Below are 23,753 nucleotides of genomic sequence, written 5' to 3'. Positions count from 1 at the left end.
CGTGGCCTGCCTATAAATGGTCCGCGTGACCACGACCGACCGTCGCGCGGCGCTGCGGACCGGTGCCGGGCTCGTCGCCGCGGGCGCGCTGTCCGCGGCCTGCGCCCGCACCGGCGCCGGCCCTCCCCCCGAGCGCGCCACCCCCGCCCCCACCCCCGGCTCTCGCCGCCCCTCCCGGCCCGGACACGGGCCCCACCGCTTCCCCGGCCGGCCCGCACAGATCGAGCACGGCCCCCGCACCCGCCCCCGGGTGGCCCTCACCTTCCACGGCAACGGGGACCCCGGCACCGCGCACGCCCTGCTCGCCGAGGCGGAGCGGCACGGCGCCCGGCTCACCGTCCTCGCCGTAGGCACCTGGCTCGACGAGCATCCCGCGCTCGCCCGCCGCGTCCTCGACGGCGGCCACGACCTCGGCAACCACACCCAGCACCATGTCGGCGTCAACGAGCTCCCCGAGCGGGAGGCCCACGCCGAGATCGCCGACTGCGCGCGCCGTCTGAAGCGGCTCACCGGGTCGATCGGCACCTGGTTCCGCCCCTCCCGCGCCGCCCGCGCCTCCCCCCTGGTCGAACGCCTGGCCCGCCGCGTGGGCTACCCGCACGTCCTGTCGTACGACGTCGACTCCCTCGACTTCACCGGGCCCGGCGCCGCCGCCGTCACCCGCACCGTGCTCGACCGGATCCGCCCCGGATCCATCGTGAGCCTGCACTTCGGGTACGCCGACACGGTCGCCGCCCTCCCCGCCGTCCTGGAAGAACTCGACCGCCGCGGCCTCGCCGCGGTGACCGCCACGGAGCTGATCCGCTGATGCCACGTACCCTGCCCGCCCGCGCCCTGATCGCCGCTGCCGCACTCGTCGCCCTCGCCGCCTGCGGCACCGGCACCGAGCGCGGCGCCGAGCGGTCCCGCGACACCCAGGCCGCCGTGCCCGTCCCGCCGAAGAAGCAGCAGCCTCGGATCCAGGGCCTGCCCGGGATGCCCCCGGTCCTGGATCCGGCGGACGTCTACGCCGCCGACCGCCCGAACCGGCTCTCGCCCGTCGTCAAGGACTTCCCCTCCCGGGTCTACGTCCCCAACACCGAGTCCGACACGGTGTCCGTCATCGACCCGAAGACCTACGAGATCGTCGACACCATCCGGGTCGGGCGCCAGCCGCAGCACGTCGTGCCCTCCTGGGACCTGAAGACCCTGTGGGTCAACAACAACCGCGGCCACACCCTCACCCCGATCGACCCGAAGACCGGCAAGGCGGGCAAGCCCGTCGACGTCCACGACCCGTACAACCTCTACTTCACCCCCAACGGCAAGTACGCCGTGGTGATGGCCTCCCTCGACCGCGAACTCGTCTTCCGCGACCCGCACACCATGAAGCGGGTCAAGACCGAGCCGGTCAGCTGCTACGGCGTCAACCACGCCGACTTCTCCCTGGACGGCCGCTACTTCATCGTCTCCTGCGAGTTCAGCGGCGAGCTGCTGAAGGTCGACACCGAGAAGATGAAGGTGGTCGGACAGCAGAAGCTGCCCCTGGAGGGCGCCATGCCGCAGGACGTGAAGATCTCCCCGGACGGCAAGAGGTTCTACATCGCCGACATGATGGCCCACGGCATGTGGGTCCTCGACGGCGACACCTTCGAGCAGCCCGAGCTGCTGCCCACCGGCAAGGGCTGCCACGGCCTCTACGTCAGCCGCGACTCCCGCGAGATGTACGTCTCCAACCGCGGCGAGGGCACCGTCTCCGTCTTCGACTTCACCCGGAACAAGCTCACCAAGAAGTGGCGCCTGCCCGACGGCGGCAGCCCCGACATGGGCGGGGTCTCCGCCGACGGCAAGGTGCTGTGGCTGTCCGGGCGCTACGACGCCGAGGTGTACGCCATCGACACCCGCACCGGCACCCAGCTGGCCCGCATCCCCGTCGGCAGCGGCCCGCACGGCCTCGCCGTCTACCCCCAGCCGGGCCGCTACTCACTGGGCCACACCGGCGTCTTCCGCTGACGGTCTGCCCCGGCGGGCGCGCCGCAGCAGCACCTCCGCGCCCACCAGCCGGTAACCGGCCGCCTGGAACGCCCGTACGCTCCGGGCGTTCCCCGGCGCCCTGCGCCCACAGCGGCTCGTCCGCCAGCCGGCGGGCCGCCGACGCCAGTGCCCGCCCCAGCCCGCGGTGCCCGGCAGCGGGGTGGCGACCAGGACCGCGTCGATCGTCTCGGCCGTCCGCCCGGTGCGTTCCGGGAACGCCGCCAGGAAGCGGGGATTCATCGTCGCGGCCAGGGCGTCGCAGTCCAGGTCGCCCAGCGCGTCGTACACCCACCGCGGGTCCTCGTCCGTGAACACCACCGAGTGCGCGCTGAACGACAGCACGCCCGCGTCCCGGTCGCGGGGCTGCGGTACCACGGTCGTCCGGCCGTCCGGGGCGGGCCCGGCCCGGCGGCGCGGAGTGGCCCCCGAGAGGCCCGAGGCGGAGGAGGTGCTGCGGGAACTGTTCGGCGACGCCGACCGCGGCGCCGTCCTGGAACGCATGACGCCCGGCTTCAACGACCGGGTCGCGCGCTACCGGGAACTGCTGGCCGTCGTCAACCGGCAGCCCGCGCCCCCGCACGCGGAGGACTTCGCGTGGGTGGTCGCCGCACTGCGCGCGCGGGCGGGCAGTTAATCTGACCTGCGTCAGTGCGACAGCACCAGGCAGCAAGGTATGAAAGAGGGGCGGATCGGTGGCCGACATCGAGGAAGCACGCAAGCAGTTCGAGCGGATCGACACGGACGGGGACGGCCAGATCACCGCAGCCGAGTTCAAGGCCGCCCTGGCGCAGGGCGGCGACTGGAACGTGACGGAGGCGGTCGCCGAGGCGATCATCGCCAGCCGTGACCTCAACGGCGACAAGCTGCTGTCGTTCGACGAGTTCTGGGCCCACGTGAACAAGTGACGCGTGCCCATGGGGGCGCACCCTCCCGGTCTCGGGAGGGTGCGCCCCCGTGTCATGTCCGGTCCGGGCGCCTGACCCGCACGCTCCAGCGCCCGCCGTGCCGCTCCAGCGTCAGCGGCAGGCCGAAGCACGCGCCGACCGTGTCCTGGTCGAGCGCCTCCGCCACCGGCCCGGCGGCCAGCGCCCTCCCCTCCCGCAGCAGCAGCGCGTGCGTGGTGCCCGGCGGCAGCTCCTCCAGATGGTGGGTGACCAGGACCGTCGCCAGCCGGGGACGGTCCCGGCGCAGCTCGTCCAGCGCGGTGATCAGCTGCTCCCGCCCCGGCAGGTCGAGCCCCGTGGCGGGCTCGTCCAGGAGCAGCAGCCGGGGCTCGGGCATCAGCGCCCGGGCGATCAGCGTCCGGCCGCGCTGCCCGTGCGAGAGGGTGGGCCAGCGGGCGTCCCGGTGGCCATCCAGGCCGAGTGTCCGGATGAGCCGGTCGGCGCGCTCCTCCTGCGCGGCGGTCGGACGCCACCGCGGCACCGGCGCCACGGAACCGGTCACCCCGGTCAGGACGACGTCCCGCACCCGCAGCGGCTCGGTCAGCGGATGCCGGGGGTCGACATGGCCGACGTAGGTCCGCAGCTCCCGTACGTCGACCCGGCCCAGCCGGCGGCCCAGCACCTCCACCGAGCCGCGGGTGGGGTGGATCCGGGCGCCGAGCAGCGCGAGCAGCGTGGTCTTCCCGGCGCCGTTCGCGCCGAGCAGCGCCCAGTGCTCACCGGCGTGGACGGTGAGGGACACCTCGTGCAGGATCGGCCGCCCGTCCCGCACCACCCGCACCCCCGTGGCGCGCAGTACCTCCGTCATCACAGCCCCGCCCGGTTCACCGCCGGCAGCACCGCCCGGACGGCCGCGGCCAGGGACGAGGCGTCCCGGCCCGCGCCCCAGACCGCGGGGCCGCCGTCGGCCCGGCACTCGGCGCAGACGGCGACCTCGTCCCCGGCCGGCTGCTCGGCGACGTCGAGGACCGTGACGGTGTGGCCGGCTCCGGCGAGGGCGTCGGCGAAGGCGGTGAGCGGGCTGGTACCGGTGCCCTCGTAGTGGCCGGGGCGGGCGTCGGGGCCGGTGCTGCATGGCCCGGGGCGTTGCGGATTCCACGGCGCGGGCGTGGTGGCGGGCGTGAGGGTGGTCATCGTCTGCTGGTGGCCTTCGGCTCGGTCGACGGTGTCCGGCGGCACGGCATCCCGTGGCGGGGTGCCGGTCGCGTCAGGCCCCGCCGCGGCAGCCGAGGAGGAGACCGCAGAGCGTCATGCCGGGCAGGCTAACCACACCTCAGCTCCACGGACAAGTGAGTTACCGCCGGACGCCCCGCCGCAACTCCCTTGCCCTGCGCGCAGATCGGCGGTCCGTCGTCCCCCTGGGCCCCGTCCGCCCCACCCCCTGGCCGAGCAGGCCGCCGCCGAGCGGCTGCGCGCGCGGATCGCGGACGGCCACCGGCCCGTCGGCACCCGGCTGCCCGGCGAGACCACCCGGTCGGTGATGCGCACCCTCGCCGGGCTCCACGGAGGCGGCAACGTCCGGCTCGTCGTCTGGTTCGACAACCAGCGCCCGCTCCTACGAGACCCGCCGCCGGTACTGCCCGGGTGCCACGCCGAACTCCCGCTTGAACGCCTTGGCGAAGGCGAACTCCGAGGTGTAGCCGGTGCGCTGGGCGACCAGGCGGAGCGGGGTGTCGTCCGCACGCAGGAGCCGTCCCGCCGTGGTCATCCGCCACCAGGTGAGGTAGGCCAGCGGCGGCTCGCCCACCAGCGCGGTGAACCGCCGGGCGAACGCCGCCCGGGACAGACCGCCGCGCGCGCCCAGCTCCTCCACCGTCCACGGGTGCGCCGGATCACTGTGGACGGCGCGCAGCGCGACCCCGACCGCCGGGTCGGCGAGTGCCGCCGCCCAGCCCGTCGGATGGCCCTGCGCGTCCCGGCGCTCGCCCTCCCACCAGGCCCGCAGGATGTACAGCAGCAGGGTGTCCAGCAGCGAGCTGACGATCGTCGCCGAGCCCGGCCGGGGCTCCTGGAGTTCCTCGCCGAGCAGTTCCACCGCCGCCCGCAGCGAGCGGTGCGCGCCGACCCGGGCGGGCAGATGCACGACCTCCGGCAGCTCGGTCAGCAGCGGGTGCGCCCGGGAGCGGTCCAGGGTGTACGCCCCGCACAGCATGACCGTGTCCGGCTCCGGCCCGCCCGCGGGGGACGGCGGTCCGGGTTCCGGCCAGCGGCCGTCCGCGTCCAGCCGTACCTCCTCCAGGGGCACGTCCGGGGCGCTGGCCAGCGCGTGCCCGCGCCCGTGCGCCAGGAACGCCACATCGCCGGGGCCCAGCGCCACCGGCTCGCCCTCCGCCGGGATCAGCAACGCCGCACCGCGCAGCACCACGTGGAAGCCGGCCCCGTCCGACGCCTGGAAGCGCATGCCCCAGGGCGCGTGCTTGTCGTTGCGCGCGGAGTGCGGACGCCCCGTGCGCATCGCGGCGATGGCGTCGCTCAGTACGTCCATGCCCGTACGGTATCCGCCGCGCCGTACAGGAAGACGATCGGACAGGAAATCGAGACAGGCGGACATGGATCGTCTCGTCCACGCGGCCATAGCGTCGACGGCATGTCAGTCACCGCACGCACAGTGCTCTTTCACGAACTCGGCGGCCCGGACGTGCTGCGCGTCGAGGAGACCGAACTGCCGGACCCCGGCCCCGGCGAGGTGCTCATCGACGTCGCCGCGCTCGCCCTCAACCGCGCCGAGGCGCTGTTCCGTTCGGGCGGCTACTTCTACCAGCCCACCCTCCCCGCCTCCCGCAACGGCTACGAGGCGGCCGGAACCGTCGCGGCGGTCGGCCCGGGCGTGACCGGCTTCGCGCCCGGCGACCCGGTGATGTCCGCCGCCAACTTCGAACTCAGCGCCCACGGGGTGTACGGCGACCGGATCCTGCTGCCGGAGGACTCCGTCGTGCCCCGCCCGGCCGGCGTCGACGCGGTCACCGCGGCCGCCGTCTGGGTCTCGTACTCCACGGCGTACGGCGCCCTGGTCCGCACGGCCGGCCTCACCGCGGGGGATCACGTGCTGATCACCGGTGCCTCCAGCGGCACCGGCACCGCCGCGATCCAGGTCGCCCGCCGCGCGGGTGCCGTGCCCATCGCCACCACCCGCACCGGGGACAAGCGGCGGCAACTGCTCGACCTGGGCGCGGAGCAGGTGATCGTCAGCGACAGCGAGGACGTCGTCAAGGAGACCCGGCGGCTCACCGGCGGTCGCGGCGCCGAGGTGGTGTTCGACGGGATCGGCGGCGCCGCATTCCGCGCGCTGGGCGACGCGGTCGTCGAGGGCGGCACCCTGGTCAGCTACGGCTGGCTGGGCGGGCTGCCCGTCGAACTGCCGATGAACTGGCCGCTGACCGTGCACGGCTACAACAACTTCACCATGAGCGGCACCGCCGACGGCCGCCTCCGCACCGCCCGCTACCTGGGCTCCGGTCTCGCCGACGGCACCCTGCGGCCGGTCGTCGCCGAGGTCTTCGACGGCCTGGACCGGATCCGGGACGCCCATCGGCTGATGGAGTCCAGCCGGCACACGGGGAAGATCGTCGTCCGGATCTGACCCGCCACGCGGTGCCCGGACCCGTCATCCGTCATCCGTCACCCGTTTCGCCGTACGGCCGGAATAGCCCGTCCGTCCCCGCGGTTGTCGCTCCTCACACAGCGGAACACTCGTTCAGCGACACGTCACTCGGAAAGGCCGGCCATGCAGATCGGCATCATCGGCGCGGGAAACATCGGCGGCAACCTCACCCGGCGGCTCACCGCCCTCGGTCACAAGGTCTCCGTGGCGAACTCCCGTGGACCGCACACCCTCACGGCTCTCGCGGAGGAGACCGGGGCGACAGCCGTCCCGGTGGCGGAGGCGGCGCGCGACGCCGAGATCGTCATCGTCGCGATCCCGGTGAAGGCGGTGCCGGACCTGCCGGCCGGCCTGCTCGGCGAGGCGGCGGACGGGGTCGCCGTCATCGACACCGGCAACTACTACCCGCGGGAGCGGGACGGCCGGATCGCGGAGATCGAGGACGAGGGCATCACCGAGAGCCGCTGGACGCAGCGGCGGCTCGGCCACCCCGTGATCAAGGCCTTCAACGGCACCTACGCCCAGGACCTCCTCGACGGCCCGCGCCCGGCCGGTGACCCGGAGCGGATCGCCGTCCCGGTCGCCGGCGACGACGAGGAGGCCAAGCGGAAGGTCCGTGCGCTGATCGACGACCTCGGCTTCGACACGGTCGACGCGGGCGGCCTCGACGACTCCTGGCGCCAGCAGCCCGGCACCCCGGTGTACGGTCTGCGGGCCGGAGTGGAGGGCGTCACCAAGGCGCTGGCCGAGGCCTCCCCGGACCGCAGTCCGGAGTTCCGGGGCTAGGCTCCCGCCGCCGTCGGCTCAGACGACGTCCAGCGGTGTGTGCGGCCCGTCCGGCAGCTCGACCCGCACCGGGTCCCCGGGCCGCACCACGCCGCCGGTCAGCACGACGCTCATGATCCCGGCCCGGCGCCACACCTCCCCTTCGGCGTCCCGCCCGACGAGCTGCTTCATCAGCCCGTCCTGGAGTCCGTCGATCTGCGCGCACGGGTTGCGCAGCCCGGTCACCTCGACGACGGCCTCGTCCCCGAGGTGCAGCAGGGTGCCCTGCGGCAGGCCCAGCAGATCGATGCCGCGCGTGGTGACGTTCTCGCCGAGCTGCCCGGCGGCGACCACGAAACCGGCCGCGCGGACCTCGTCGAACAGCTCCTGGTGGATCAGGTGCACCTGGCGCAGATTGGGCTGCGAGGGGTCCCTCTCCATCCGGCTGCGGTGTTTCACCGTCGTGCCGGCGTGCACGTCCCCCTCGACGCCGAGGCCGGCGACGAGCGTGATGCTCTCGCGGTTCGGCTTGGAGAAGGAGTACGTCTCGTTGCTGCTGACCGCAGCGATCGTCCCACCCATGGGTGGGAGCGTATCCGCCGTCCGAGGGGCGCGTCCCGCGGCGATCAGCACTCGATGATGTTGACCGCCAGCCCGCCCCGGGCGGTTTCCTTGTACTTCACGGACATGTCCGCGCCGGTGTCCTTCATGGTCTTGATGACCTTGTCCAGGGACACCTTGTGCGAGCCGTCGCCGCGCATCGCCATCCGCGCCGCCGTGACGGCCTTCACCGCGGCCATGCCGTTGCGCTCGATGCACGGGATCTGCACCAGGCCGCCGACCGGGTCGCAGGTGAGGCCCAGGTTGTGCTCCATGCCGATCTCGGCGGCGTTCTCCACCTGCTCGGGGGAGCCGCCCAGCACCTCGGCCAGGGCTCCGGCCGCCATGGAGCAGGCCGAGCCGACCTCGCCCTGGCAGCCGACCTCGGCGCCGGAGATGGAGGCGTTCTCCTTGAAGAGCATGCCGATGGCGCCGGCGGCGAGCAGGAAGCGGACCACGCCGTCCTCGTCGGCGCCGGGCACGAAGTTGATGTAGTAGTGCAGGACCGCGGGGATGATCCCGGCGGCGCCGTTGGTCGGGGCGGTCACCACGCGCCCGCCGGCCGCGTTCTCCTCGTTGACGGCCATGGCGTAGAGGGTGATCCACTCCATCGCCAGGGCCAGCGGGTCGCCCTCGGAGCGCAGCTTGCGCGCGGTGGTCGCGGCGCGGCGCTTGACGCGCAGCCCGCCCGGCAGGATGCCCTCGCGGGACATGCCGCGGTCCACGCACTCCCGCATGACCCGCCAGATCTCCAGCAGGCCCGCGCGGATCTCGTCCTCGGTGCGCCAGGCCCGCTCGTTCTCCAGCATCAGCGCGGAGATCGACAGGCCGGTCTCCTTCGTCAGGCGCAGCAGTTCGTCGCCCGTGCGGAAGGGGTACTTCAGGACCGTGTCGTCGAGCTTGATCCGGTCCGCGCCGACCGCGTCCTCGTCCACGACGAAGCCGCCGCCGACCGAGTAGTACGTCTTGGTCAGCAGCTCGGTGCCGTCGGCGTCGTACGCCCACAGCGTCATGCCGTTGGCGTGGTAGGGGAGGGTCTTGCGGCGGTGCAGGACCAGGTCGTCGTCGAAGGAGAACGCGATCTCCCGCTCGCCGAGCAGCCGGATCCGGCCCGACTCCTTGATGCGCTCCACGCGCTCGTCGGCGCTCTCCACGTCGACGGTGCGCGGCGAGTCGCCCTCCAGGCCGAGCAGCACGGCCTTCGGGGTGCCGTGGCCGTGGCCGGTGGCGCCCAGCGAGCCGTACAGCTCGGTGCGCACCGAGGCGACCGAGTCCAGTACGCCCTCGTTGCGCAGCCGGCGGGCGAACATGCGCGCCGCGCGCATCGGGCCCACGGTGTGGGAACTGGACGGGCCGATGCCGATCGAGAACAGGTCGAAGACCGAGATGGCCACGTCAGACTCCTCAAATGCGGGTGGTGGCGGGGCACCCGGTGGGGTGCCCCGCGCGGGGTGGTGCTTACTTGCCGACGCTCGGGTAGAGCGGGTGCTTGTCCGCCAGGGCGGTGACCCTGGACTTCAGCGCCTCGACGTCGCAGGACGGCTTGAGCGCTTCCGCGATCACGTCCGCGACCTCGCGGAAGTCCTCGGCCGTGAAGCCGCGGGTGGCGAGGGCGGGCGTGCCGATCCGCAGACCGGACGTCACCATCGGCGGCCGCGGGTCGTTGGGGACCGCGTTGCGGTTGACGGTGATGCCCACCTCGTGGAGGCGGTCCTCGGCCTGCCGGCCGTCCAGCTCGGAGTCGCGCAGGTCGACCAGGACGAGGTGGACGTCGGTGCCGCCGCTGAGGACGTTGATCCCGGCCTCGCGGGCGTCCGGCGCGGTCAGCCGCTCGGCGAGGATCTGCGCGCCTTCCACTGTACGGCGCTGGCGCTCCTTGAACTCCTCCGAGGCGGCGATCTTGAAGGAGACCGCCTTGGCCGCGATCACGTGCTCCAGGGGGCCGCCCTGGAAGCCCGGGAAGACGGACGAGTTCAGCTTCTTGCCGAGGTCCTGCCGGGCGAGGATGATCCCGCCGCGCGGGCCGCCCAGCGTCTTGTGGGTGGTGGAGGTCACCACGTCGGCGTACTCCACCGGGTTGGGGTGGAGACCGGCCGCGACCAGGCCCGCGAAGTGCGCCATGTCGACCCACAGGTACGCCTCGACCTCGTCGGCGATCCGGCGGAACTCGGCGAAGTCCAGCTGCCGGGGGTAGGCCGACCAGCCGGCGATGATCACCTTCGGGCGGTGCTCCTTGGCGAGCCGCTCGACCTCGGCCATGTCGACCAGGCCGGCCTCGTCCACGTGGTAGGCGACCACGTTGAACTGCTTGCCGGAGAAGTTCAGCCGCATGCCGTGGGTGAGGTGGCCGCCGTGCGCCAGGTCCAGGCCCAGGATGGTGTCGCCCGGCTGGGCCATGGCGAACAGGGCGGCCTGGTTGGCGGAGGCGCCCGAGTGCGGCTGCACGTTGGCGTACTCGGCGCCGAACAGCTCCTTGACCCGCTCGATCGCGATCCGCTCGGTGACGTCGACGTGCTCGCAGCCGCCGTAGTAGCGGCGGCCGGGGTAGCCCTCGGCGTACTTGTTGGTGAGGACGGAGCCCTGCGCCTCCATGACCGCCAGCGGGGCGAAGTTCTCGGAGGCGATCATCTCCAGCGTGGACTGCTGGCGGCGCAGCTCGGCGTCGACCGCGGCGGCGACGTCCGGGTCCAGCTCGTGCAGGGGCGTGTTCAGGACAGTCATCGGTGGCGGCTCCTAGCCGGCGGTGTGGGCGGCGTACTCGTCGGCGGAGAGCAGGTCGGCCGGCTCCTCCGCGATCCGCACCTTGAACAGCCAGCCGCCCTCGAAGGGCGCGGAGTTCACCAGCGACGGGTCGTTGACGACGTCCTCGTTGATCTCGACGACCTCACCGGAGACCGGGGAGTACAGGTCGCTGACGGACTTGGTGGACTCCAGTTCGCCGCAGGTCTCGCCCGCGGCCACCTCGGAGCCCACCTCGGGGAGCTGGGCGTAGACGACATCGCCGAGCGCGTTCGCCGCGAACTCGGTGATGCCGACCGTCGCGACGCCGTCCTCGGCGGCCGACAGCCACTCGTGTTCCTTGCTGTAGCGCAGCTGCTGGGGGTTGCTCATGGCCTGAATTCTCCTGTACGCGGGGGAGTGATGATGAATGGGGGACTGCCACGACCGTGCGTGAGCAGCGGAAATGTGCGCGGTCTCACGGGGCGGTCGCAGGTGGCGGTCGCATGCGGGGGCCGCGCGCGGGGACTACTTCCGGCGCTTGTAGAAGGGGAGCGCCACGACCTCGTACGGCTCGTGGGTGCCCCGGATGTCCACGCCGACGCCGGGTGTGCCGGGCGCCGCGTGCGCGGCGTCGACGTAGGCCATGGCGATCGGCTTGCCCAGGGTCGGGGACGGCGCCCCGGAGGTGACCTCGCCGACGACCTCGCCGCCGGCGACCACCGCGTACCCGGCGCGCGGGACGCGGCGGCCCTCGGCGACCAGCCCGACCAGGACGCGCGGCGGGTTCTGCGCGGCGTGCTCGGCGGCCTCGGCGAGCGCGGCGCGGCCCACGAAGTCGCCGTCCTTCTCGAACTTCACCACCCGGCCGAGTCCGGCGTCGAACGGGGTCAGCGAGGTCGACAGCTCGTGCCCGTACAGCGGCATGCCCGCTTCCAGGCGCAGGGTGTCGCGGCAGGACAGCCCGCACGGGACCAGGCCCACGCCCGCGCCCGCCCCGGTCAGCGCCTGCCACAGCTCCACGGCGTGCTCCGGCTTCACGAACAGCTCGAAGCCGTCCTCACCGGTGTAGCCGGTGCGGGCGATCAGCGCGGGGACCCCGGCGACGGTGCCGGGCAGTCCGGCGTAGTACTTCAGGCCGTCCAGGTCGGCGTCGGTCAGCGCGGCGAGGATCCCCGGGGACTCCGGGCCCTGCACCGCGATCAGCGCGTACGCGTCCCGGTCGTCGCGCACCTCGGCGTCGAAACCGGCGGCCCGCCCGGTCAGCGCGTCCAGCACCACCTGGGCGTTGGAGGCGTTGGCGACGACCATGTACTCGTTCTCGGCCAGGCGGTAGACGATCAGGTCGTCGAGGATGCCGCCGTCCTCCTGGCAGATCATGGTGTAGCGGGCGCGGCCCACGCCGACGGAGGCGATGTTGCCGACCAGCGCGTAGTTCAGCAGCGCCGCGGCCTGCGGGCCGGTGACGGTGATCTCGCCCATGTGCGAGAGGTCGAAGAGGCCCGCCTTGGTGCGGACGGCGAGGTGCTCGTCGCGCTCGGAGCCGTAGCGCAGCGGCATGTCCCAGCCGGCGAAGTCGGTCATCGTCGCGCCGAGCGACCGGTGCAGGGCATCGAGCGCGGTATGGCGGAGTGCGGTACTGCTCATCGGTCGGTCGTCTCCCAGGGCATGAACGCAGAACGGGCGAGGAAAGTCCTCCCCATCTGTCATCGGAACCTGAGAGGTTCGCCATGACCCCCGCGATGGGTAGTCACGGCTTGCACCTTGGGTGGAGCCGCTGCGCGAGCGGCCCGCTTTTCAGATGTGCCTCGCCCGCGCGGTAACGGGGCCTGAGAGATTCAAGGGAGGGACTTGCTCCTTCGGCGCCCCGGCGACACGGTGGCCGGGGACTCTCCCGCGCGGATTCAAGCGGCCGGTATGCAGTTGGCGCGCACATCATTGCACGCCGCGCCGGATCGTGGCAGGCCGCGATCTGTAACCGGGCTGTGGCGCTACGAGAACGAAAATGCGAGGCATCGCGCATTACCTTCTCTTTACACTCAACGGGGATGGGAACTCGTGAACCGCCCCATGGGAGGACGATCACGGTGAACAGGACCACGGCGTACGCGACCACCGCCGGCATCGCGGCGCCCCGGCAGCCGGCCGCGCCGGCCGGGGAGGCGTCCGCCCCGCTGCCGTCCCCCCTAGTCCGCGACCTGCGCGAGCGCGCCGGCCGCAGCCCGCACGCCCTGCTCTTCGGCCCCAAGGACCTCGCCGTCGTCACCGGCCTGCCCGGCAGCGGCAAGTCCACCCTGATGCACCGCGCGGTGCGCGGCGCCCGGCGCGTCGACTCCCAGGACACCCGCGACCGCTGGGCGCAGCGGATGCCCCGCTTCCTGCCGTACGCGCTCTACCGCCCCCTGGTCCGCCTCGCGCACTACGTCGGGCTGCGCCGCGCCCTGCGCGCCGGCGAGGGCGTCGTCGTCCACGACTGCGGCACGCAGGCCTGGGTGCGCCGCTGGCTGGCCCGCGAGGCCCGCCGCCGCGGCGGCACCCTGCATCTGCTGCTGCTGGACGTCACCCCCGAGCAGGCCCTGGCCGGCCAGCGCGCGCGGGGCCGCGGCGTCTCGCGGTACGCGTTCCTGCGCCACCGCGCCGCCGCCACCCGTCTGCTGCGCGCCGCCGAGCGCGGCGACCTGCCCCGCGGCTGCGGCTCGGCGATCCTGCTGGACCGCGACGCGGCGGACGCGCTGCGGCGGATCGGGTTCACCGGGTGAGGGCGGGTGGGCGCGGGGGAGCGGGGCGGGCGGGGCCGCCCGCCTCGCGGAGGGTGTGTCACCGGCACCCGCTAGCCTGGGCGGGCACGCAGTGGTTCGACGCAGGCGGTAGGCAGATGGACTTCCCGGGGGACTTCTCCGCACACCCCCAGCCGCACGGCGGCTGGCCCGGCAACGAGCTGGAGGAGGTGCTGTCCGCGTCGCTCGGCGCGGGCCCCTCGGCCTCGGGGCGCATCCTCGAGGTGCTCGGCCGCAGCTTCGTCTGGGTGCCGCTGCCGAGCGGCGGCGGACCGGACAGCGCCGCCCTCGACCTGCCGGGCATGGAGATCGACGGCCAGGCCTACGTGCCGGTGTTCAGCTCCGAGGAACAGCTCCGCCAGGCCGCCGGCGCCCACATGCCGTACACCATCGCCCCCGCCGTCGAGTTCGCCCGCGGCCTGCCCCCGCAGGCGGGCATCGCCCTCAACCCCGGCGGTGTCGTCGGCGTCCCGCTGCCCCCGCCCGCCGTCGCCGAACTCTGCCGGACCGGCCGCACCCCGCTCGACGGCCCGGGCACCGGCGGCCGGGTCCGCCTCTTCGAACCGGACTGGCAGGACGACCCCGTCGACTTCCTCTCCGCTGCGTCCGCCGAGTTCGACGGCACCGGCGTGGTCCTGACGGCCCGCCGCTGCCTGGCCGCCGTCGAGACCGCCGACCCCGTCATGTTCGTCGGCGTCGAACTCTCCCACTGGGAGGGCGAGGCCCGTGTCGCCCCCCTGGACGCCCTCGGCCGCGCCCTCGGCAGGACCCCGGTCAAGTGGCCCGTCAACCTCGTCCTCCTCGACGTCGCCGAGGACCCGGTGGGGCACTGGATGCGCGAGAGGATACGGCCCTTCTACACGCGGGCCGGGCGAGACCAGGGGCGCGGGGAACTGCGCGATTGACCACAAACCACCCGCACCCGCGAGACGGCACCGAGCCCGGACTCGGCAGGCACCCTTAAGCTAGGGTCACGGCTCAAAAAGAGGGCTTTGTACGAAGGGGCGTTGAAGAGTGAGCGCTGGCACGGCCGCTGCAGGCCAGGTCGAGCACATGCTGCGCCAGGTCACTCCCGGCCGCTACGACGCCTACGAGGCCCTGCTGCGCGCCCTCGCGACCCCGTCCTCCGGCCAGGTCTGGATGCTGCTGTGGCACGGCCAGGCCGGCAGCCCCGACGCCCAGTACGGCACCATGGAGGTCGACGGGTACGGTTACGCGCCCTGCGTCACCTCCGCCCAGGAGCTGTCCGCGAGCGGCTGGAACCGCAGCTACGAGGTGGTCGACGGCGTCGACGTGGCCCGCACCCTCTACCCCGAACACTACGGCCTGTGGCTGAACCCGCACGCCCCGGGCGGCGGTGTCGGCATCCCGTGGCTGGACCTGCGCCGGATCGCCACCGGTCTGGACCGCCAGCCCGCCGGTCCGCTGCGGCTGGCCGAGCCGACCATCGAGATCCCCGCGTTCTACGCCCTGCTCACCCAGAACGCCCACCGCACCCCGGCCGTCCGCTCGCTGCGCCGCGCCTGGGTGCAGCCCGCCCTGGGGGCGCCGTATCTCGCCATCGGCCTGGACGTGTACGACACCTCCCCGGCCGCCGTGGACTCGGTGCGCGCGATGATGCAGCAGTCCATCGGCGCCGTGCCGGACGGCCTGCCCGTGTCGACGGTCGCGATGTCCGACGAGTACGACCCGGTCGCGATGTGGCTGCGCGCCCACGCCCGCCCGTTCTACGACCGCGAGGCGCACGCCGCCCCGGCGCAGTCCCCCGCGGCCGGCTACGGCTACCCCCCGGTCCCGCCGGTCCCGGGCCGGTACTGACCCCGGCCGTCCGCATCCCGGTCAGGTCCGGAGCACGGCCGTCTCTGCGCGCGTAGACGTGGGGCGGAAGGACCCGTCTTGCTCCAATTGCCCCAACTTGCACCCGTCCGGCCCGCGTTACGCCCTGTTCGGATAACGGAACCCGGCAGACAGCATCACGGTTACGCATCCATTCACCGTCAAGTCTGGCAACAGATCGCCAAAGCGTTGAAGACTCCCGCTCCAGGGGTGTTCGCCCGGGTGTTCGCCCCTGTGTACGACGGACTGATCACGCCGCTACAGCGGCAAGTGCGGGCCGGCTACCGCCGGTTGAGAGGGGTCCCTGCCAGATGACGGCACCATTGCACGAGCCGACCGCGGAAGCGGCTCCGAGTGCGGCCGAGGAAGCGGCGCTGGCCGGCGGCGACGCCAAGGCCGTTCAGGGGCGTTCCCTGGGCCGGATCGCCTGGGAGCGACTCAAGCGCGACAAGCTGGCCCTCGCGGGCGGCATCGTGGTGCTGTTCCTGATCCTGGTCGCCGTCCTCGCGCCGGTGATCACCAGCCTGGTCGGACAGGACCCCGAGGCCCACCACGAGGACTTGATCGACCCGCTGTTCGGCACGCCGATCGGCTCGTTCGGCGGCATCAGCGGGGAGCACTGGCTGGGTGTCGAGCCGGTCAACGGCCGCGACATCTTCGCCCGGATCGTCTACGGCGCCAGGATCTCGCTGCTCGTCGGTTTCCTGTCGGCGATCGTCGCCGTCGTCCTCGGCACCGTCCTCGGCATCCTCGCCGGCTTCTTCGGCGGCTGGGTCGACACGGTCATCAGCCGGGTCATGGACGGTCTGCTCGCCTTCCCGCAGCTGCTGTTCATCATCGCCCTGGTCTCCGTCATGCCGAGCGAGATGCTGGGCCTGACCGGCACCGGCGTGCGCCTGTTCGTGATGATCCTGGTCATCGGCTTCTTCGGCTGGCCCTACATCGGACGCGTGGTGCGCGGCCAGACGCTCTCGCTGCGTGAACGCGAGTACGTCGAGGCGGCCCGCTCGCTGGGTGCCGGGCGGTTCTACATCCTGTTCAAGGAGCTGCTGCCCAACCTGGTCGCGCCCATCATCGTGTACACGACGATGATGATTCCCACCAACATCCTCACCGAGGCGGCACTCAGCTTCCTGGGCGTCGGCGTCAAGCCGCCCACGCCCTCCTGGGGGCAGATGCTCTCGAACGCGATCGACTACTACGACTCGGACCCCATGTACATGGTGATCCCGGGTGTGGCGATCTTCATCACCGTTCTGGCCTTCAACCTCTTCGGCGACGGCGTGCGCGACGCGCTCGACCCGAAGGGCTCCCGCTGAACTGCCGTACCGCAAGTGTCCCGTGGCGCAAGACACGGGGTCTCTCATCAATTCCGGAGGATCCGAGATCGTGACTACCCAACGCACCTCAGGGCGGCGCAAGCAGGCCATGGCCGCTGCCGCGGTGGTCGCCGCGCTGCTGACCACGGCGGCGTGCGGCGGCGGTGGCAAGGACAGCGACAAGGGGTCGAAGAACGGCGCGGCCGGCTTCAACGCCGCCAACAACAAGGTCGCCCAGGCCGACCTCGCCAAGAAGGGCGGCACCCTGAAGTTCGCCGCCCCGCAGGACGCCGACTCGTGGGACACCACCCGCGGTTACTACGGCTTCATGTGGAACTTCGCGCGCTACTACAGCCGCCAGCTCGTCACGAACAAGACGGAGCCCGGCAAGGCCGGCACCGAGCTGACCCCGGACCTCGCCACCGGTCTCGCCAAGATCAGCGACGACGGCAAGACCTACACGTACACCCTGCGTGACGACATCACGTGGGAGGACGGCAAGCCGATCACGTCCAAGGACATCAAGTACGGCATCGAGCGTGTGTGGGCGCAGGACGTGCTGTCCGGCGGCCCGACGTACCTGAAGGAGGTGCTCGACCCCAAGGGCGAGTACCAGGGCCCGTACAAGGACAAGTCCGCGGACAAGCTCGGCCTGAAGGCCATCGAGACGCCGAACGACAAGACCATCGTCTTCAAGCTCCCGGCGGCCAACTCCGACTTCGAGGAGATGCTGGCCCTCATCTCGGCCTCCCCGGTCCGCCAGGACAAGGACACCAAGTCCAAGTACGCGCTGCGCCCGTTCTCCTCCGGCCCGTACAAGTTCGAGTCCTACAACCCGGGCAAGGACCTGACGCTGGTCCGCAACACCGCGTGGAAGCAGTCCTCGGACCCGGTCCGCAAGGCGTACCCGGACAAGATCACGGTCAAGTTCTTCTCGAACGCCAACGACCTGGACGCCCGGCTGATCGCCGGTGACTACGACCTGGACCTGGCCCAGACCAGCCTCTCCCCGCAGGGCCGTTCCACCGCCCTGAAGGAGCACAAGGACAACCTGGACAACCCGGTCTCCGGCTACATCCGCTACGCGGCCCTCGCGCAGAACGTGAAGCCGTTCGACAACATCCACTGCCGCAAGGCGGTGCTCTACGGCGCCGACCACGTCTCCCTCCAGACCGCGCGCGGCGGCCCCGTCGCCGGCGGTGACATCGGCACCAACATGCTGCCCCCGGGCATCCCGGGCGGCGAGGGCCAGAAGTACGACCCGTACGGCATGGCCGGTGCGAACAAGAGCGGCAACGCCGCCAAGGCCAAGGAAGAGCTGAAGGCCTGCGGCAAGCCGAACGGCTTCAAGACCAAGATCGCGGTCCGCAACAACAAGCCCGCCGAGGTGGCCACCGCCGAGTCGCTCCAGGCGTCGCTGAAGAAGGTCGGCATCGACGTCGAGATCGACCAGTACGACGGTGCGCAGAACTCCAGCGTCGTCGGCAGCCCCTCGAACGTGAAGAAGAAGGGCTACGGCATCATCATCATGGGCTGGGGCGCGGACTTCCCGTCCGTCCAGGGCTTCGGTCTGCCGCTCTGGCACAGCAAGTACATCCTCGAGAGCGCCAACAACAACTACGCGCTCATCAACGACAAGGCGATCGACGGCCTCTTCGGTGAGTACACCAAGACGCTGGACGACGCCGAGCGGGTTCGCATCGCCACGGAGATCAACCACAAGGTGATGGAGGGCGCGTACTACCTGCCCTTCGTCTTCGAGCGGTTCCTCAACTGGCGCTCGGACCGGCTGGCGAACGTCTACACCACTGACGCCTACAGCGGTCAGTACGACTTCGTCAACCTCGGTCTGAAGAACACGAAGTAACCGGCACACCCGCCGTACGGCACGAAAGGCAGGTGAAGGCCGGCGCGGCGTGACCGCGGGCCCCGGACGACCTCCGGCGGCCCGCGGTCCCGCGGCGGGCCGTTAGCTGTGCTCACTTACCTCATCAGGCGGTTGTTCGCCGCCGTAATGATGCTCGTGGTCATCGTCGTGGTGGTCTTCAGCATCTTCTTCCTCATCCCCAAGTGGGCGGGCGTCGACGTCGCCCTGAACTTCGTGGGCAAGCAGGCCGACCCCGCCGCCGTCGAAGGCGTGCGGGAGAAGCTGGGCCTCGGCGACCCGATCTACGCGCAGGTCTGGGAGTTCTTCAAGGGCATCTTCGTCGGCCGGACCTACTCCGGCGGCGGTGACGTCACGCAGTGCGCCGCCCCGTGCTTCGGCTACTCCTTCCGCAGCGAGCAGGCCATCTGGCCGGTGCTGACCGACCGCTTCCCGGTGACCCTGGGCCTGGCGCTCGGCGCGGCCGTCCTGTGGCTGCTCTTCGGCCTCGCCGCCGGTGTGCTCTCCGCCCTCAAGCGGGGCAGCCTCTGGGACCGCGGCGCGATGATCGTCGCCCTGGCGGGTGTCTCCCTGCCCATCTACTTCACCGGTCTGCTCAGCCTGGCGATCTTCTCCTACGGCCTCGGCTGGATCAACGGTGAGTACGCGCCCCTGGAGGACGGCCTCAGCGGCTGGCTGGACGGCATGATCCTGCCCTGGATCACCCTGGCCTTCCTCTACGCGGCGATGTACGCCCGCATCACCCGCGCCACCATGCTGGAGATCCTCGGCGAGGACTACATCCGCACCGCCCGCGCCAAGGGCCTGCGGGAGCCGGTCGTCATCCGCAAGCACGCCATGCGCTCCACGATGACGCCCATCCTCACCATGCTCGGCATGGACCTCGGCGCCCTCATCGGCGGGGCGATCCTGACCGAGACCACGTTCTCCCTGCCCGGCCTCGGCCAGGCCGTACTGAACGCGATCAAGAACCAGGACCTGCCCATCATCCTGGGCGTCACCCTGATCACTTCTCTCGCGGTGCTCATCGCCAACCTCGTGGTGGACGTCCTGTACGCCGTGATCGACCCCCGAGTGAGGCTCTCATGACCGAACTCAGCAAGACCGGCGCGGCCGTGGGCGAGCCCACCCCCGGCACCGGCGCGACGCCCACCGCCTTCCTGGAAGTGCGCGACCTGAAGGTGCACTTCCCCACGGACGACGGTCTGGTGAAGTCCGTCGACGGGCTCAGCTTCCAGCTGGAGAAGGGCAAGACCCTCGGTATCGTGGGCGAGTCCGGCTCCGGCAAGTCGGTGACCTCGCTCGGCATCATGGGCCTGCACACGGCCGGCAACTACGGCAAGCGCAAGCCGCGGATCTCCGGCGAGATCTGGCTGAACGGCACCGAGCTGCTGTCCGCGGACCCGGACCAGGTGCGCCGGATGCGCGGCCGCGAGATGGCGATGATCTTCCAGGACCCGCTGTCCGCGCTGCACCCGTACTACACGATCGGCCAGCAGATCGTGGAGGCGTACCGGATCCACCACGACGTCGACAAGAAGACCGCCAAGCGGCGTGCGGTCGAGATGCTCGACCGGGTGGGCATCCCGCAGCCCGACAAGCGCGTCGACAACTACCCGCACGAGTTCTCCGGCGGTATGCGCCAGCGCGCGATGATCGCGATGTCGCTGGTCAACAACCCCGAGCTGCTCATCGCGGACGAGCCGACCACCGCCCTGGACGTCACCGTCCAGGCGCAGATCCTGGACCTGATCCGGGATCTGCAGAAGGAGTTCGGCTCGGCGGTCATCATCATCACCCACGACCTGGGCGTCGTCGCCGAGCTGGCCGACGACCTCCTGGTGATGTACGGCGGCCGGTGCGTCGAGCGCGGGCCCGCGGAGAAGGTGTTCTACGAGCCCCGCCACCCCTACACCTGGGGTCTGCTCGGCTCGATGCCGCGCCTCGACCGCGACCAGCAGGAGCGGCTGATCCCGGTCAAGGGCTCCCCGCCCTCGCTCATCAACGTCCCGTCGGGCTGCGCCTTCAACCCGCGCTGCCCGTACGCGGACCTGCCGAAGGACAACGTCACCCGCACGGTCCGCCCGGAGCTGACCGAGGTCGGCAGCCGGCACTGGGCCGCCTGCCACATGTCGCAGGAGCAGCGGGAGCGTATCTGGACCGAAGAGATTGCGCCGAAGCTGTGAGTGACGAGAAAGCGGTGACGATTCCCGCGCAGAGCGAGGGCACCCGTGCCGAGCGTGAGGTGCTGCTGAAGGTCACCGGCCTGCAGAAGCACTTCCCGATCAAGAAGGGCCTGCTCAAGCGGCAGGTCGGCGCGGTCCACGCGGTCGACGGCATCGACTTCGAGGTCCGGGCCGGCGAGACGCTGGGCGTGGTCGGCGAGTCCGGCTGCGGCAAGTCGACGATGGGCCGGCTGATCACCCGGCTGCTGGAGCCGACCGGCGGCACGGTCGAGTTCGAGGGCAAGGACATCACGCACCTCGGGGTGGCGGGCATGCGTCCGCTGCGCCGCGATGTGCAGATGATCTTCCAGGACCCGTACTCGTCGCTGAACCCGCGCCACACCATCGGCACGATCATCGGCGCTCCCTTCAAGCTGCAGGGCGTCGAGCCCGAGGGCGGCATCAAGAAGGAAGTGCAGCGGCTGCTGTCGGTGGTCGGGCTCAACCCCGAGCACTACAACCGCTACCCGCACGAGTTCTCCGGCGGCCAGCGCCAGCGCATCGGCATCGCCCGCGCGCTCGCGCTGAACCCGAAGCTGGTCGTGGCGGACGAGCCGGTGTCCGCGCTGGACGTGTCGATCCAGGCGCAGGTGGTGAACCTGCTGGACGACCTCCAGCAGGAGCTGGGCCTGACGTACGTGATCATCGCGCACGACCTGTCGGTGGTCCGGCACGTCTCGGACCGTATCGCGGTGATGTACCTCGGCAAGATCGTGGAGCTGGCCGACCGGGACCTGCTCTACAAGTCGCCGATGCACCCGTACACCAAGGCGCTGATGTCGGCGGTGCCGATCCCGGACCCGGCCCGCAAGAGCGCCAAGAGCGAGCGGATCCTGCTCAAGGGCGACGTGCCCTCGCCGATCTCCCCGCCGACCGGCTGCCGGTTCCACACCCGGTGCTGGAAGGCGACGGAGATCTGCAAGACGACCGAGCCGCCGCTGCTGGAGCTGCGCCCCGGCCAGCGGGTCGCCTGCCACCACCCGGAGAACTTCGAGGACCAGGCCCCGCAGGACACCGTCCTGCTCTCCGCCGCCAAGGAGGCGGCCGAGCTGGTCGCCGACGAGGTGCTCGCGGAGTCGGCGGAGACGTCGGCGGCGGTGGCCGCCGAGCTGGCGGGCGACGGCGAGGGTCCCGCCAAGGCCAAGGGCAAGGGCAACGCCAAGGCCGAGGCTCACGAGGCGCCGGCCGACGAGGCGCCGGCCGGCGTGACGGAGACCGAGGCCGCGGAGAGCGGTGCCACCGAGGCCGCCGCGCCCGCGCCGCGGCCGTCGGACACCGAGGCGACCTCGCCGGGATCCGTGGCCAAGGAGAAGTGACACCTGACCGACGACGGACCCCCGCCTTCATTTGGAAGGCGGGGGTCCGTCGTCAGGTGAGAATGGCAGGGTGCTCCAGCAACTGTTCACCCCGTCCGTCCAGCACACCCTGGATCTGATCGGCATCTTCGTCTTCGCGATCTCCGGTGCGCTGCTGGCCGTCCGCAAGAACTTCGACGTCTTCGGCATCGCCGTGCTCGCCGAGGTCACCGCGCTGGGCGGCGGGCTCTTCCGTGACCTGATCATCGGCGCCGTACCGCCGGCCGCCTTCACGGACCTGGGGTACTTCCTGACCCCGCTGCTCGCCGCGCTGCTCGTCTTCTTCCTCCATCCGCAGGTGGAGCGCATCCAGACCGGAGTGAACGTCTTCGACGCCGCCGGGCTCGGCCTGTTCTGCGTCTCCGGGACGATAAAGGCGTACGAGTACGGCCTGGGCCTGACCGCCTCGGCGGCCCTCGGCCTGGCCACCGCGGTCGGCGGCGGTGTGCTGCGCGACGTGCTCGCCAACGAGGTGCCCTCGCTGCTGCGCTGGGACCGCGACCTGTACGCGGTGCCCGCGATGGTCGGCGCCGCGATGGTGGTGCTGTGCATCCGGTTCGACGCGCTGACCACGGTCACCTCGGGGATCGCCGTGGTCACCGCGTTCGTGCTGCGGCTGCTGGCGATGCGGTTCCACTGGCGGGCGCCGCGGGCCTGGAACCGGCGGTCGACGGTCCGGGAAGAGGAGCCCGCAAAAGCTACCGCTTAGTAATTTTGTGTTGTACCGTACCGCCATGGCTCAGGCATCCCAGGCGACGATCGGCGACAGCGAGTTCGACCGTGACACGGCCGTCACGCGCCGCGCGGACGGCGTCTACGACATCGACCTCTCCGCCGGCTGGACCATCATCAACGCCGTCAACGGCGGCTATCTCCTCGCCGTCCTCGGCCGCGCCCTGGCGGACGCCCTGCCGCACCCCGACCCGTTCACCGTCTCCGCGCACTATCTGACCGCCTCCCAGCCGGGCCCCGCGGTCGTCCGCACGGAGGTGGTGCGCACCGGCCGCACCCTCTCCACCGGCCAGGCCTCCCTCCTCCAGTACGACGAGCAGGGCAACGAGGTCGAACGGATCCGCGTCCTCGCCTCCTACGGCGATCTGGCCACCCTCCCCGACGACGTCCGTACGACGGCGAAGCCGCCCGCGATCCCGCCGATCGACCAGTGCTTCGGCCCCGACGACGCCCCGGCCCCGGTCCCGGGCAGTTCCGCCATCACCGACCGGCTGATGCTCAAGCTCGACCCCGCCACCCTCGGCTGGGCGCTCGGCGCGCCCTCCGGCAAGGGCGAGATGCGGGGCTGGTTCGGCCTCAAGGACGGCCGCGACGCCGACCCCTTCGCCCTGCTGCTCGCGGTGGACGCGCTGCCGCCCACCGCCTTCGAGCTCGGCCTCTCCGGCTGGGTGCCCACGGTCGAACTCACCGTTCACGTCCGCTGCCGCCCGGCCCCCGGCCCGCTGCGCGTCGCCATCACCACCCGCAACCTCGCGGGCGGCTTCCTGGAGGAGGACGCCGAGGTCTGGGACAGCGACGACCGCCTGGTCGCCCAGTCCCGCCAGCTGGCGAGGGCCCGGCTGTAGAGGCTCCGGGGGCTTGCGGGGCTGGTGGGTGCCTGCGGGTTCTTCAGGGGCGCGGGGAACCGCGCGACCGGCCACGGACGGCCCGCACCCGCCGACGGCCGGACACGGCACCCCGGTGGGCGCACCGGCCCCACCCTC

24 protein-coding genes, 1 pseudogene and 2 riboswitches are annotated in these 23,753 nt (G+C 71.8%); of the genes and pseudogenes, 16 read left to right on the top strand and 9 right to left on the bottom strand.

Features of this window, described 5'->3' with window-relative positions; all coding sequences use genetic code 11:
• Positions 1-16 precede the first annotated feature (16 nt).
• Both VE614_RS06550 and VE614_RS06545 read left to right on the top strand, forming a co-directional pair.
• Positions 17-808: a polysaccharide deacetylase family protein gene (locus VE614_RS06550; RefSeq protein ID WP_324933507.1), complete on the top strand. Its 792-nt coding sequence runs from the start codon at positions 17-19 to the stop codon at positions 806-808.
• Positions 808-1,992: a YncE family protein gene (locus VE614_RS06545; protein WP_324933504.1), complete on the top strand. Its 1,185-nt coding sequence runs from the start codon at positions 808-810 to the stop codon at positions 1,990-1,992. Before VE614_RS06550 ends, VE614_RS06545 begins: the two co-directional genes overlap by 1 nt.
• On the opposite strand, the pseudogene VE614_RS06540 reads toward VE614_RS06545, so the two are convergent.
• A pseudogene (locus VE614_RS06540) lies at positions 1,963-2,514 on the bottom strand (hypothetical protein). The gene VE614_RS06545 and the pseudogene VE614_RS06540 sit on opposite strands and share 30 nt — an antisense overlap.
• Between VE614_RS06540 and VE614_RS06535 the strand changes: the two are divergent.
• Complete coding sequence (locus tag VE614_RS06535; protein WP_414719534.1) at positions 2,432-2,647, top strand: hypothetical protein; 216 nt, start codon at positions 2,432-2,434, stop codon at positions 2,645-2,647. The pseudogene VE614_RS06540 and the gene VE614_RS06535 sit on opposite strands and share 83 nt — an antisense overlap.
• 58 nt (positions 2,648-2,705) lie before the next feature.
• Positions 2,706-2,918, top strand: a complete 213-nt coding sequence (locus VE614_RS06530; RefSeq protein ID WP_086168278.1) for an EF-hand domain-containing protein — start codon at positions 2,706-2,708, stop codon at positions 2,916-2,918.
• Between the two features lie 52 nt (positions 2,919-2,970).
• On the opposite strand, the gene VE614_RS06525 is transcribed toward VE614_RS06530, so the two are convergent.
• From VE614_RS06525 to VE614_RS06515, 3 genes are all read right to left on the bottom strand, one after another.
• Positions 2,971-3,765 (bottom strand): ABC transporter ATP-binding protein, encoded by a 795-nt coding sequence (locus VE614_RS06525; protein WP_324933499.1) that lies wholly within the window; start codon positions 3,763-3,765, stop codon positions 2,971-2,973.
• A complete protein-coding gene (locus tag VE614_RS06520) occupies positions 3,765-4,091 on the bottom strand; it encodes a hypothetical protein (RefSeq protein WP_324933496.1) in 327 nt (108 codons plus the stop codon). The genes VE614_RS06525 and VE614_RS06520 overlap by 1 nt, the downstream gene beginning before the upstream one ends.
• 421 nt (positions 4,092-4,512) lie before the next feature.
• Positions 4,513-5,442 (bottom strand): AraC family transcriptional regulator, encoded by a 930-nt coding sequence (locus tag VE614_RS06515; protein WP_324933493.1) that lies wholly within the window; start codon positions 5,440-5,442, stop codon positions 4,513-4,515.
• A gap of 102 nt (positions 5,443-5,544) precedes the next feature.
• Between VE614_RS06515 and VE614_RS06510 the strand changes: the two genes are divergently transcribed.
• The gene (locus VE614_RS06510; RefSeq protein ID WP_324933489.1) at positions 5,545-6,537 is read left to right on the top strand and encodes a zinc-dependent alcohol dehydrogenase family protein; all 993 of its coding nucleotides are present in this window, start codon (positions 5,545-5,547) and stop codon (positions 6,535-6,537) included.
• Positions 6,538-6,621: 84 nt separating this feature from the next.
• Complete coding sequence (locus VE614_RS06505) at positions 6,622-7,344, top strand: NADPH-dependent F420 reductase (RefSeq protein WP_324933486.1); 723 nt, start codon at positions 6,622-6,624, stop codon at positions 7,342-7,344.
• An 18-nt stretch (positions 7,345-7,362) separates the two neighbouring features.
• On the opposite strand, the gene VE614_RS06500 is transcribed toward VE614_RS06505, so the two are convergent.
• The 5 genes from VE614_RS06500 to gcvT form a co-directional block, all read right to left on the bottom strand.
• The gene (locus VE614_RS06500; protein WP_324933483.1) at positions 7,363-7,905 is read right to left on the bottom strand and encodes an MOSC domain-containing protein; all 543 of its coding nucleotides are present in this window, start codon (positions 7,903-7,905) and stop codon (positions 7,363-7,365) included.
• Positions 7,906-7,949: 44 nt separating this feature from the next.
• Complete coding sequence (locus tag VE614_RS06495; RefSeq protein ID WP_324933480.1) at positions 7,950-9,317, bottom strand: L-serine ammonia-lyase; 1,368 nt, start codon at positions 9,315-9,317, stop codon at positions 7,950-7,952.
• 64 nt (positions 9,318-9,381) lie between these two features.
• Positions 9,382-10,644 (bottom strand): serine hydroxymethyltransferase, encoded by a 1,263-nt coding sequence (gene glyA / locus VE614_RS06490; protein ID WP_324933477.1) that lies wholly within the window; start codon positions 10,642-10,644, stop codon positions 9,382-9,384.
• 12 nt (positions 10,645-10,656) lie between these two features.
• Complete coding sequence (gcvH, locus tag VE614_RS06485; RefSeq protein ID WP_324933472.1) at positions 10,657-11,034, bottom strand: glycine cleavage system protein GcvH; 378 nt, start codon at positions 11,032-11,034, stop codon at positions 10,657-10,659.
• Between the two features lie 135 nt (positions 11,035-11,169).
• Positions 11,170-12,288, bottom strand: a complete 1,119-nt coding sequence (gcvT, locus tag VE614_RS06480) for a glycine cleavage system aminomethyltransferase GcvT (RefSeq protein ID WP_324933468.1) — start codon at positions 12,286-12,288, stop codon at positions 11,170-11,172.
• A gap of 46 nt (positions 12,289-12,334) precedes the next feature.
• A riboswitch (glycine riboswitch) is annotated at positions 12,335-12,448 on the bottom strand.
• Positions 12,449-12,548: riboswitch (glycine riboswitch) on the bottom strand.
• A gap of 180 nt (positions 12,549-12,728) precedes the next feature.
• Here gcvT and VE614_RS06475 point away from each other — a divergent pair.
• The 10 genes from VE614_RS06475 to VE614_RS06430 all read left to right on the top strand — a co-directional run bounded on the left by VE614_RS06475 (position 12,729) and on the right by VE614_RS06430 (position 23,615).
• Entirely contained in the window at positions 12,729-13,400 is a 672-nt protein-coding gene (locus tag VE614_RS06475) for an AAA family ATPase (protein ID WP_324933465.1), read from the top strand.
• 116 nt (positions 13,401-13,516) lie between these two features.
• Entirely contained in the window at positions 13,517-14,323 is an 807-nt protein-coding gene (locus VE614_RS06470; protein WP_324933462.1) for an enhanced serine sensitivity protein SseB, read from the top strand.
• 148 nt (positions 14,324-14,471) lie between these two features.
• The gene (locus tag VE614_RS06465) at positions 14,472-15,236 is read left to right on the top strand and encodes an enhanced serine sensitivity protein SseB C-terminal domain-containing protein (RefSeq protein ID WP_324933541.1); all 765 of its coding nucleotides are present in this window, start codon (positions 14,472-14,474) and stop codon (positions 15,234-15,236) included.
• Positions 15,237-15,565: 329 nt separating this feature from the next.
• Positions 15,566-16,573 (top strand): ABC transporter permease, encoded by a 1,008-nt coding sequence (locus tag VE614_RS06460; protein WP_324933459.1) that lies wholly within the window; start codon positions 15,566-15,568, stop codon positions 16,571-16,573.
• 70 nt (positions 16,574-16,643) lie between these two features.
• The gene (locus VE614_RS06455; protein ID WP_324933456.1) at positions 16,644-18,440 is read left to right on the top strand and encodes an ABC transporter substrate-binding protein; all 1,797 of its coding nucleotides are present in this window, start codon (positions 16,644-16,646) and stop codon (positions 18,438-18,440) included.
• 108 nt (positions 18,441-18,548) lie between these two features.
• On the top strand, positions 18,549-19,547 hold the full coding sequence (locus VE614_RS06450) for an ABC transporter permease (RefSeq protein ID WP_324933453.1): 999 nt from the start codon (positions 18,549-18,551) through the stop codon (positions 19,545-19,547).
• The gene (locus VE614_RS06445) at positions 19,544-20,644 is read left to right on the top strand and encodes an ABC transporter ATP-binding protein (RefSeq protein ID WP_324933450.1); all 1,101 of its coding nucleotides are present in this window, start codon (positions 19,544-19,546) and stop codon (positions 20,642-20,644) included. The genes VE614_RS06450 and VE614_RS06445 overlap by 4 nt, the downstream gene beginning before the upstream one ends.
• Positions 20,641-21,999, top strand: coding sequence for a dipeptide ABC transporter ATP-binding protein (locus tag VE614_RS06440; RefSeq protein ID WP_324933447.1), 1,359 nt, complete (start codon positions 20,641-20,643; stop codon positions 21,997-21,999). Before VE614_RS06445 ends, VE614_RS06440 begins: the two co-directional genes overlap by 4 nt.
• Positions 22,000-22,069: 70 nt before the next feature.
• The gene (locus VE614_RS06435) at positions 22,070-22,747 is read left to right on the top strand and encodes a trimeric intracellular cation channel family protein (protein ID WP_324933444.1); all 678 of its coding nucleotides are present in this window, start codon (positions 22,070-22,072) and stop codon (positions 22,745-22,747) included.
• 25 nt (positions 22,748-22,772) lie between these two features.
• Positions 22,773-23,615 carry a thioesterase family protein gene (locus VE614_RS06430; RefSeq protein ID WP_324933441.1) on the top strand — a complete coding sequence of 281 codons (843 nt, stop codon included), beginning with the start codon at positions 22,773-22,775 and terminating at the stop codon, positions 23,613-23,615.
• Positions 23,616-23,753 lie beyond the last annotated feature (138 nt).

Source organism: Streptomyces sp. (assembly GCF_035645055.1).
Lineage (GTDB): Bacteria > Actinomycetota > Actinomycetes > Streptomycetales > Streptomycetaceae > Streptomyces.
The sequence above is the reverse complement of the archived record's forward strand: the minus strand, read 5'-3'. Positions and strand labels throughout refer to the sequence as shown.

Excerpts from the sequence above, each read along its gene's own strand:
- VE614_RS06545 (WP_324933504.1), top strand. The coding sequence starts at position 808 with ATGCCACGTACCCTGCCCGCCCGCGCCCTGATCGCCGCTGCCGCACTC.
- VE614_RS06445 (WP_324933450.1), top strand. The coding sequence starts at position 19,544 with ATGACCGAACTCAGCAAGACCGGCGCGGCCGTGGGCGAGCCCACCCCC.
- gcvH (WP_324933472.1), bottom strand. The coding sequence starts at position 11,034 with ATGAGCAACCCCCAGCAGCTGCGCTACAGCAAGGAACACGAGTGGCTG.
- VE614_RS06520 (WP_324933496.1), bottom strand. The coding sequence starts at position 4,091 with ATGACCACCCTCACGCCCGCCACCACGCCCGCGCCGTGGAATCCGCAA.
- VE614_RS06460 (WP_324933459.1), top strand. The coding sequence starts at position 15,566 with ATGACGGCACCATTGCACGAGCCGACCGCGGAAGCGGCTCCGAGTGCG.
- VE614_RS06470 (WP_324933462.1), top strand. The coding sequence starts at position 13,517 with ATGGACTTCCCGGGGGACTTCTCCGCACACCCCCAGCCGCACGGCGGC.
- VE614_RS06500 (WP_324933483.1), bottom strand. The coding sequence starts at position 7,905 with ATGGGTGGGACGATCGCTGCGGTCAGCAGCAACGAGACGTACTCCTTC.
- VE614_RS06510 (WP_324933489.1), top strand. The coding sequence starts at position 5,545 with ATGTCAGTCACCGCACGCACAGTGCTCTTTCACGAACTCGGCGGCCCG.
- VE614_RS06465 (WP_324933541.1), top strand. The coding sequence starts at position 14,472 with ATGCTGCGCCAGGTCACTCCCGGCCGCTACGACGCCTACGAGGCCCTG.
- VE614_RS06515 (WP_324933493.1), bottom strand. The coding sequence starts at position 5,442 with ATGGACGTACTGAGCGACGCCATCGCCGCGATGCGCACGGGGCGTCCG.
- VE614_RS06430 (WP_324933441.1), top strand. The coding sequence starts at position 22,773 with ATGGCTCAGGCATCCCAGGCGACGATCGGCGACAGCGAGTTCGACCGT.
- gcvT (WP_324933468.1), bottom strand. The coding sequence starts at position 12,288 with ATGAGCAGTACCGCACTCCGCCATACCGCGCTCGATGCCCTGCACCGG.
- VE614_RS06550 (WP_324933507.1), top strand. The coding sequence starts at position 17 with ATGGTCCGCGTGACCACGACCGACCGTCGCGCGGCGCTGCGGACCGGT.
- VE614_RS06525 (WP_324933499.1), bottom strand. The coding sequence starts at position 3,765 with ATGACGGAGGTACTGCGCGCCACGGGGGTGCGGGTGGTGCGGGACGGG.
- glyA (WP_324933477.1), bottom strand. The coding sequence starts at position 10,644 with ATGACTGTCCTGAACACGCCCCTGCACGAGCTGGACCCGGACGTCGCC.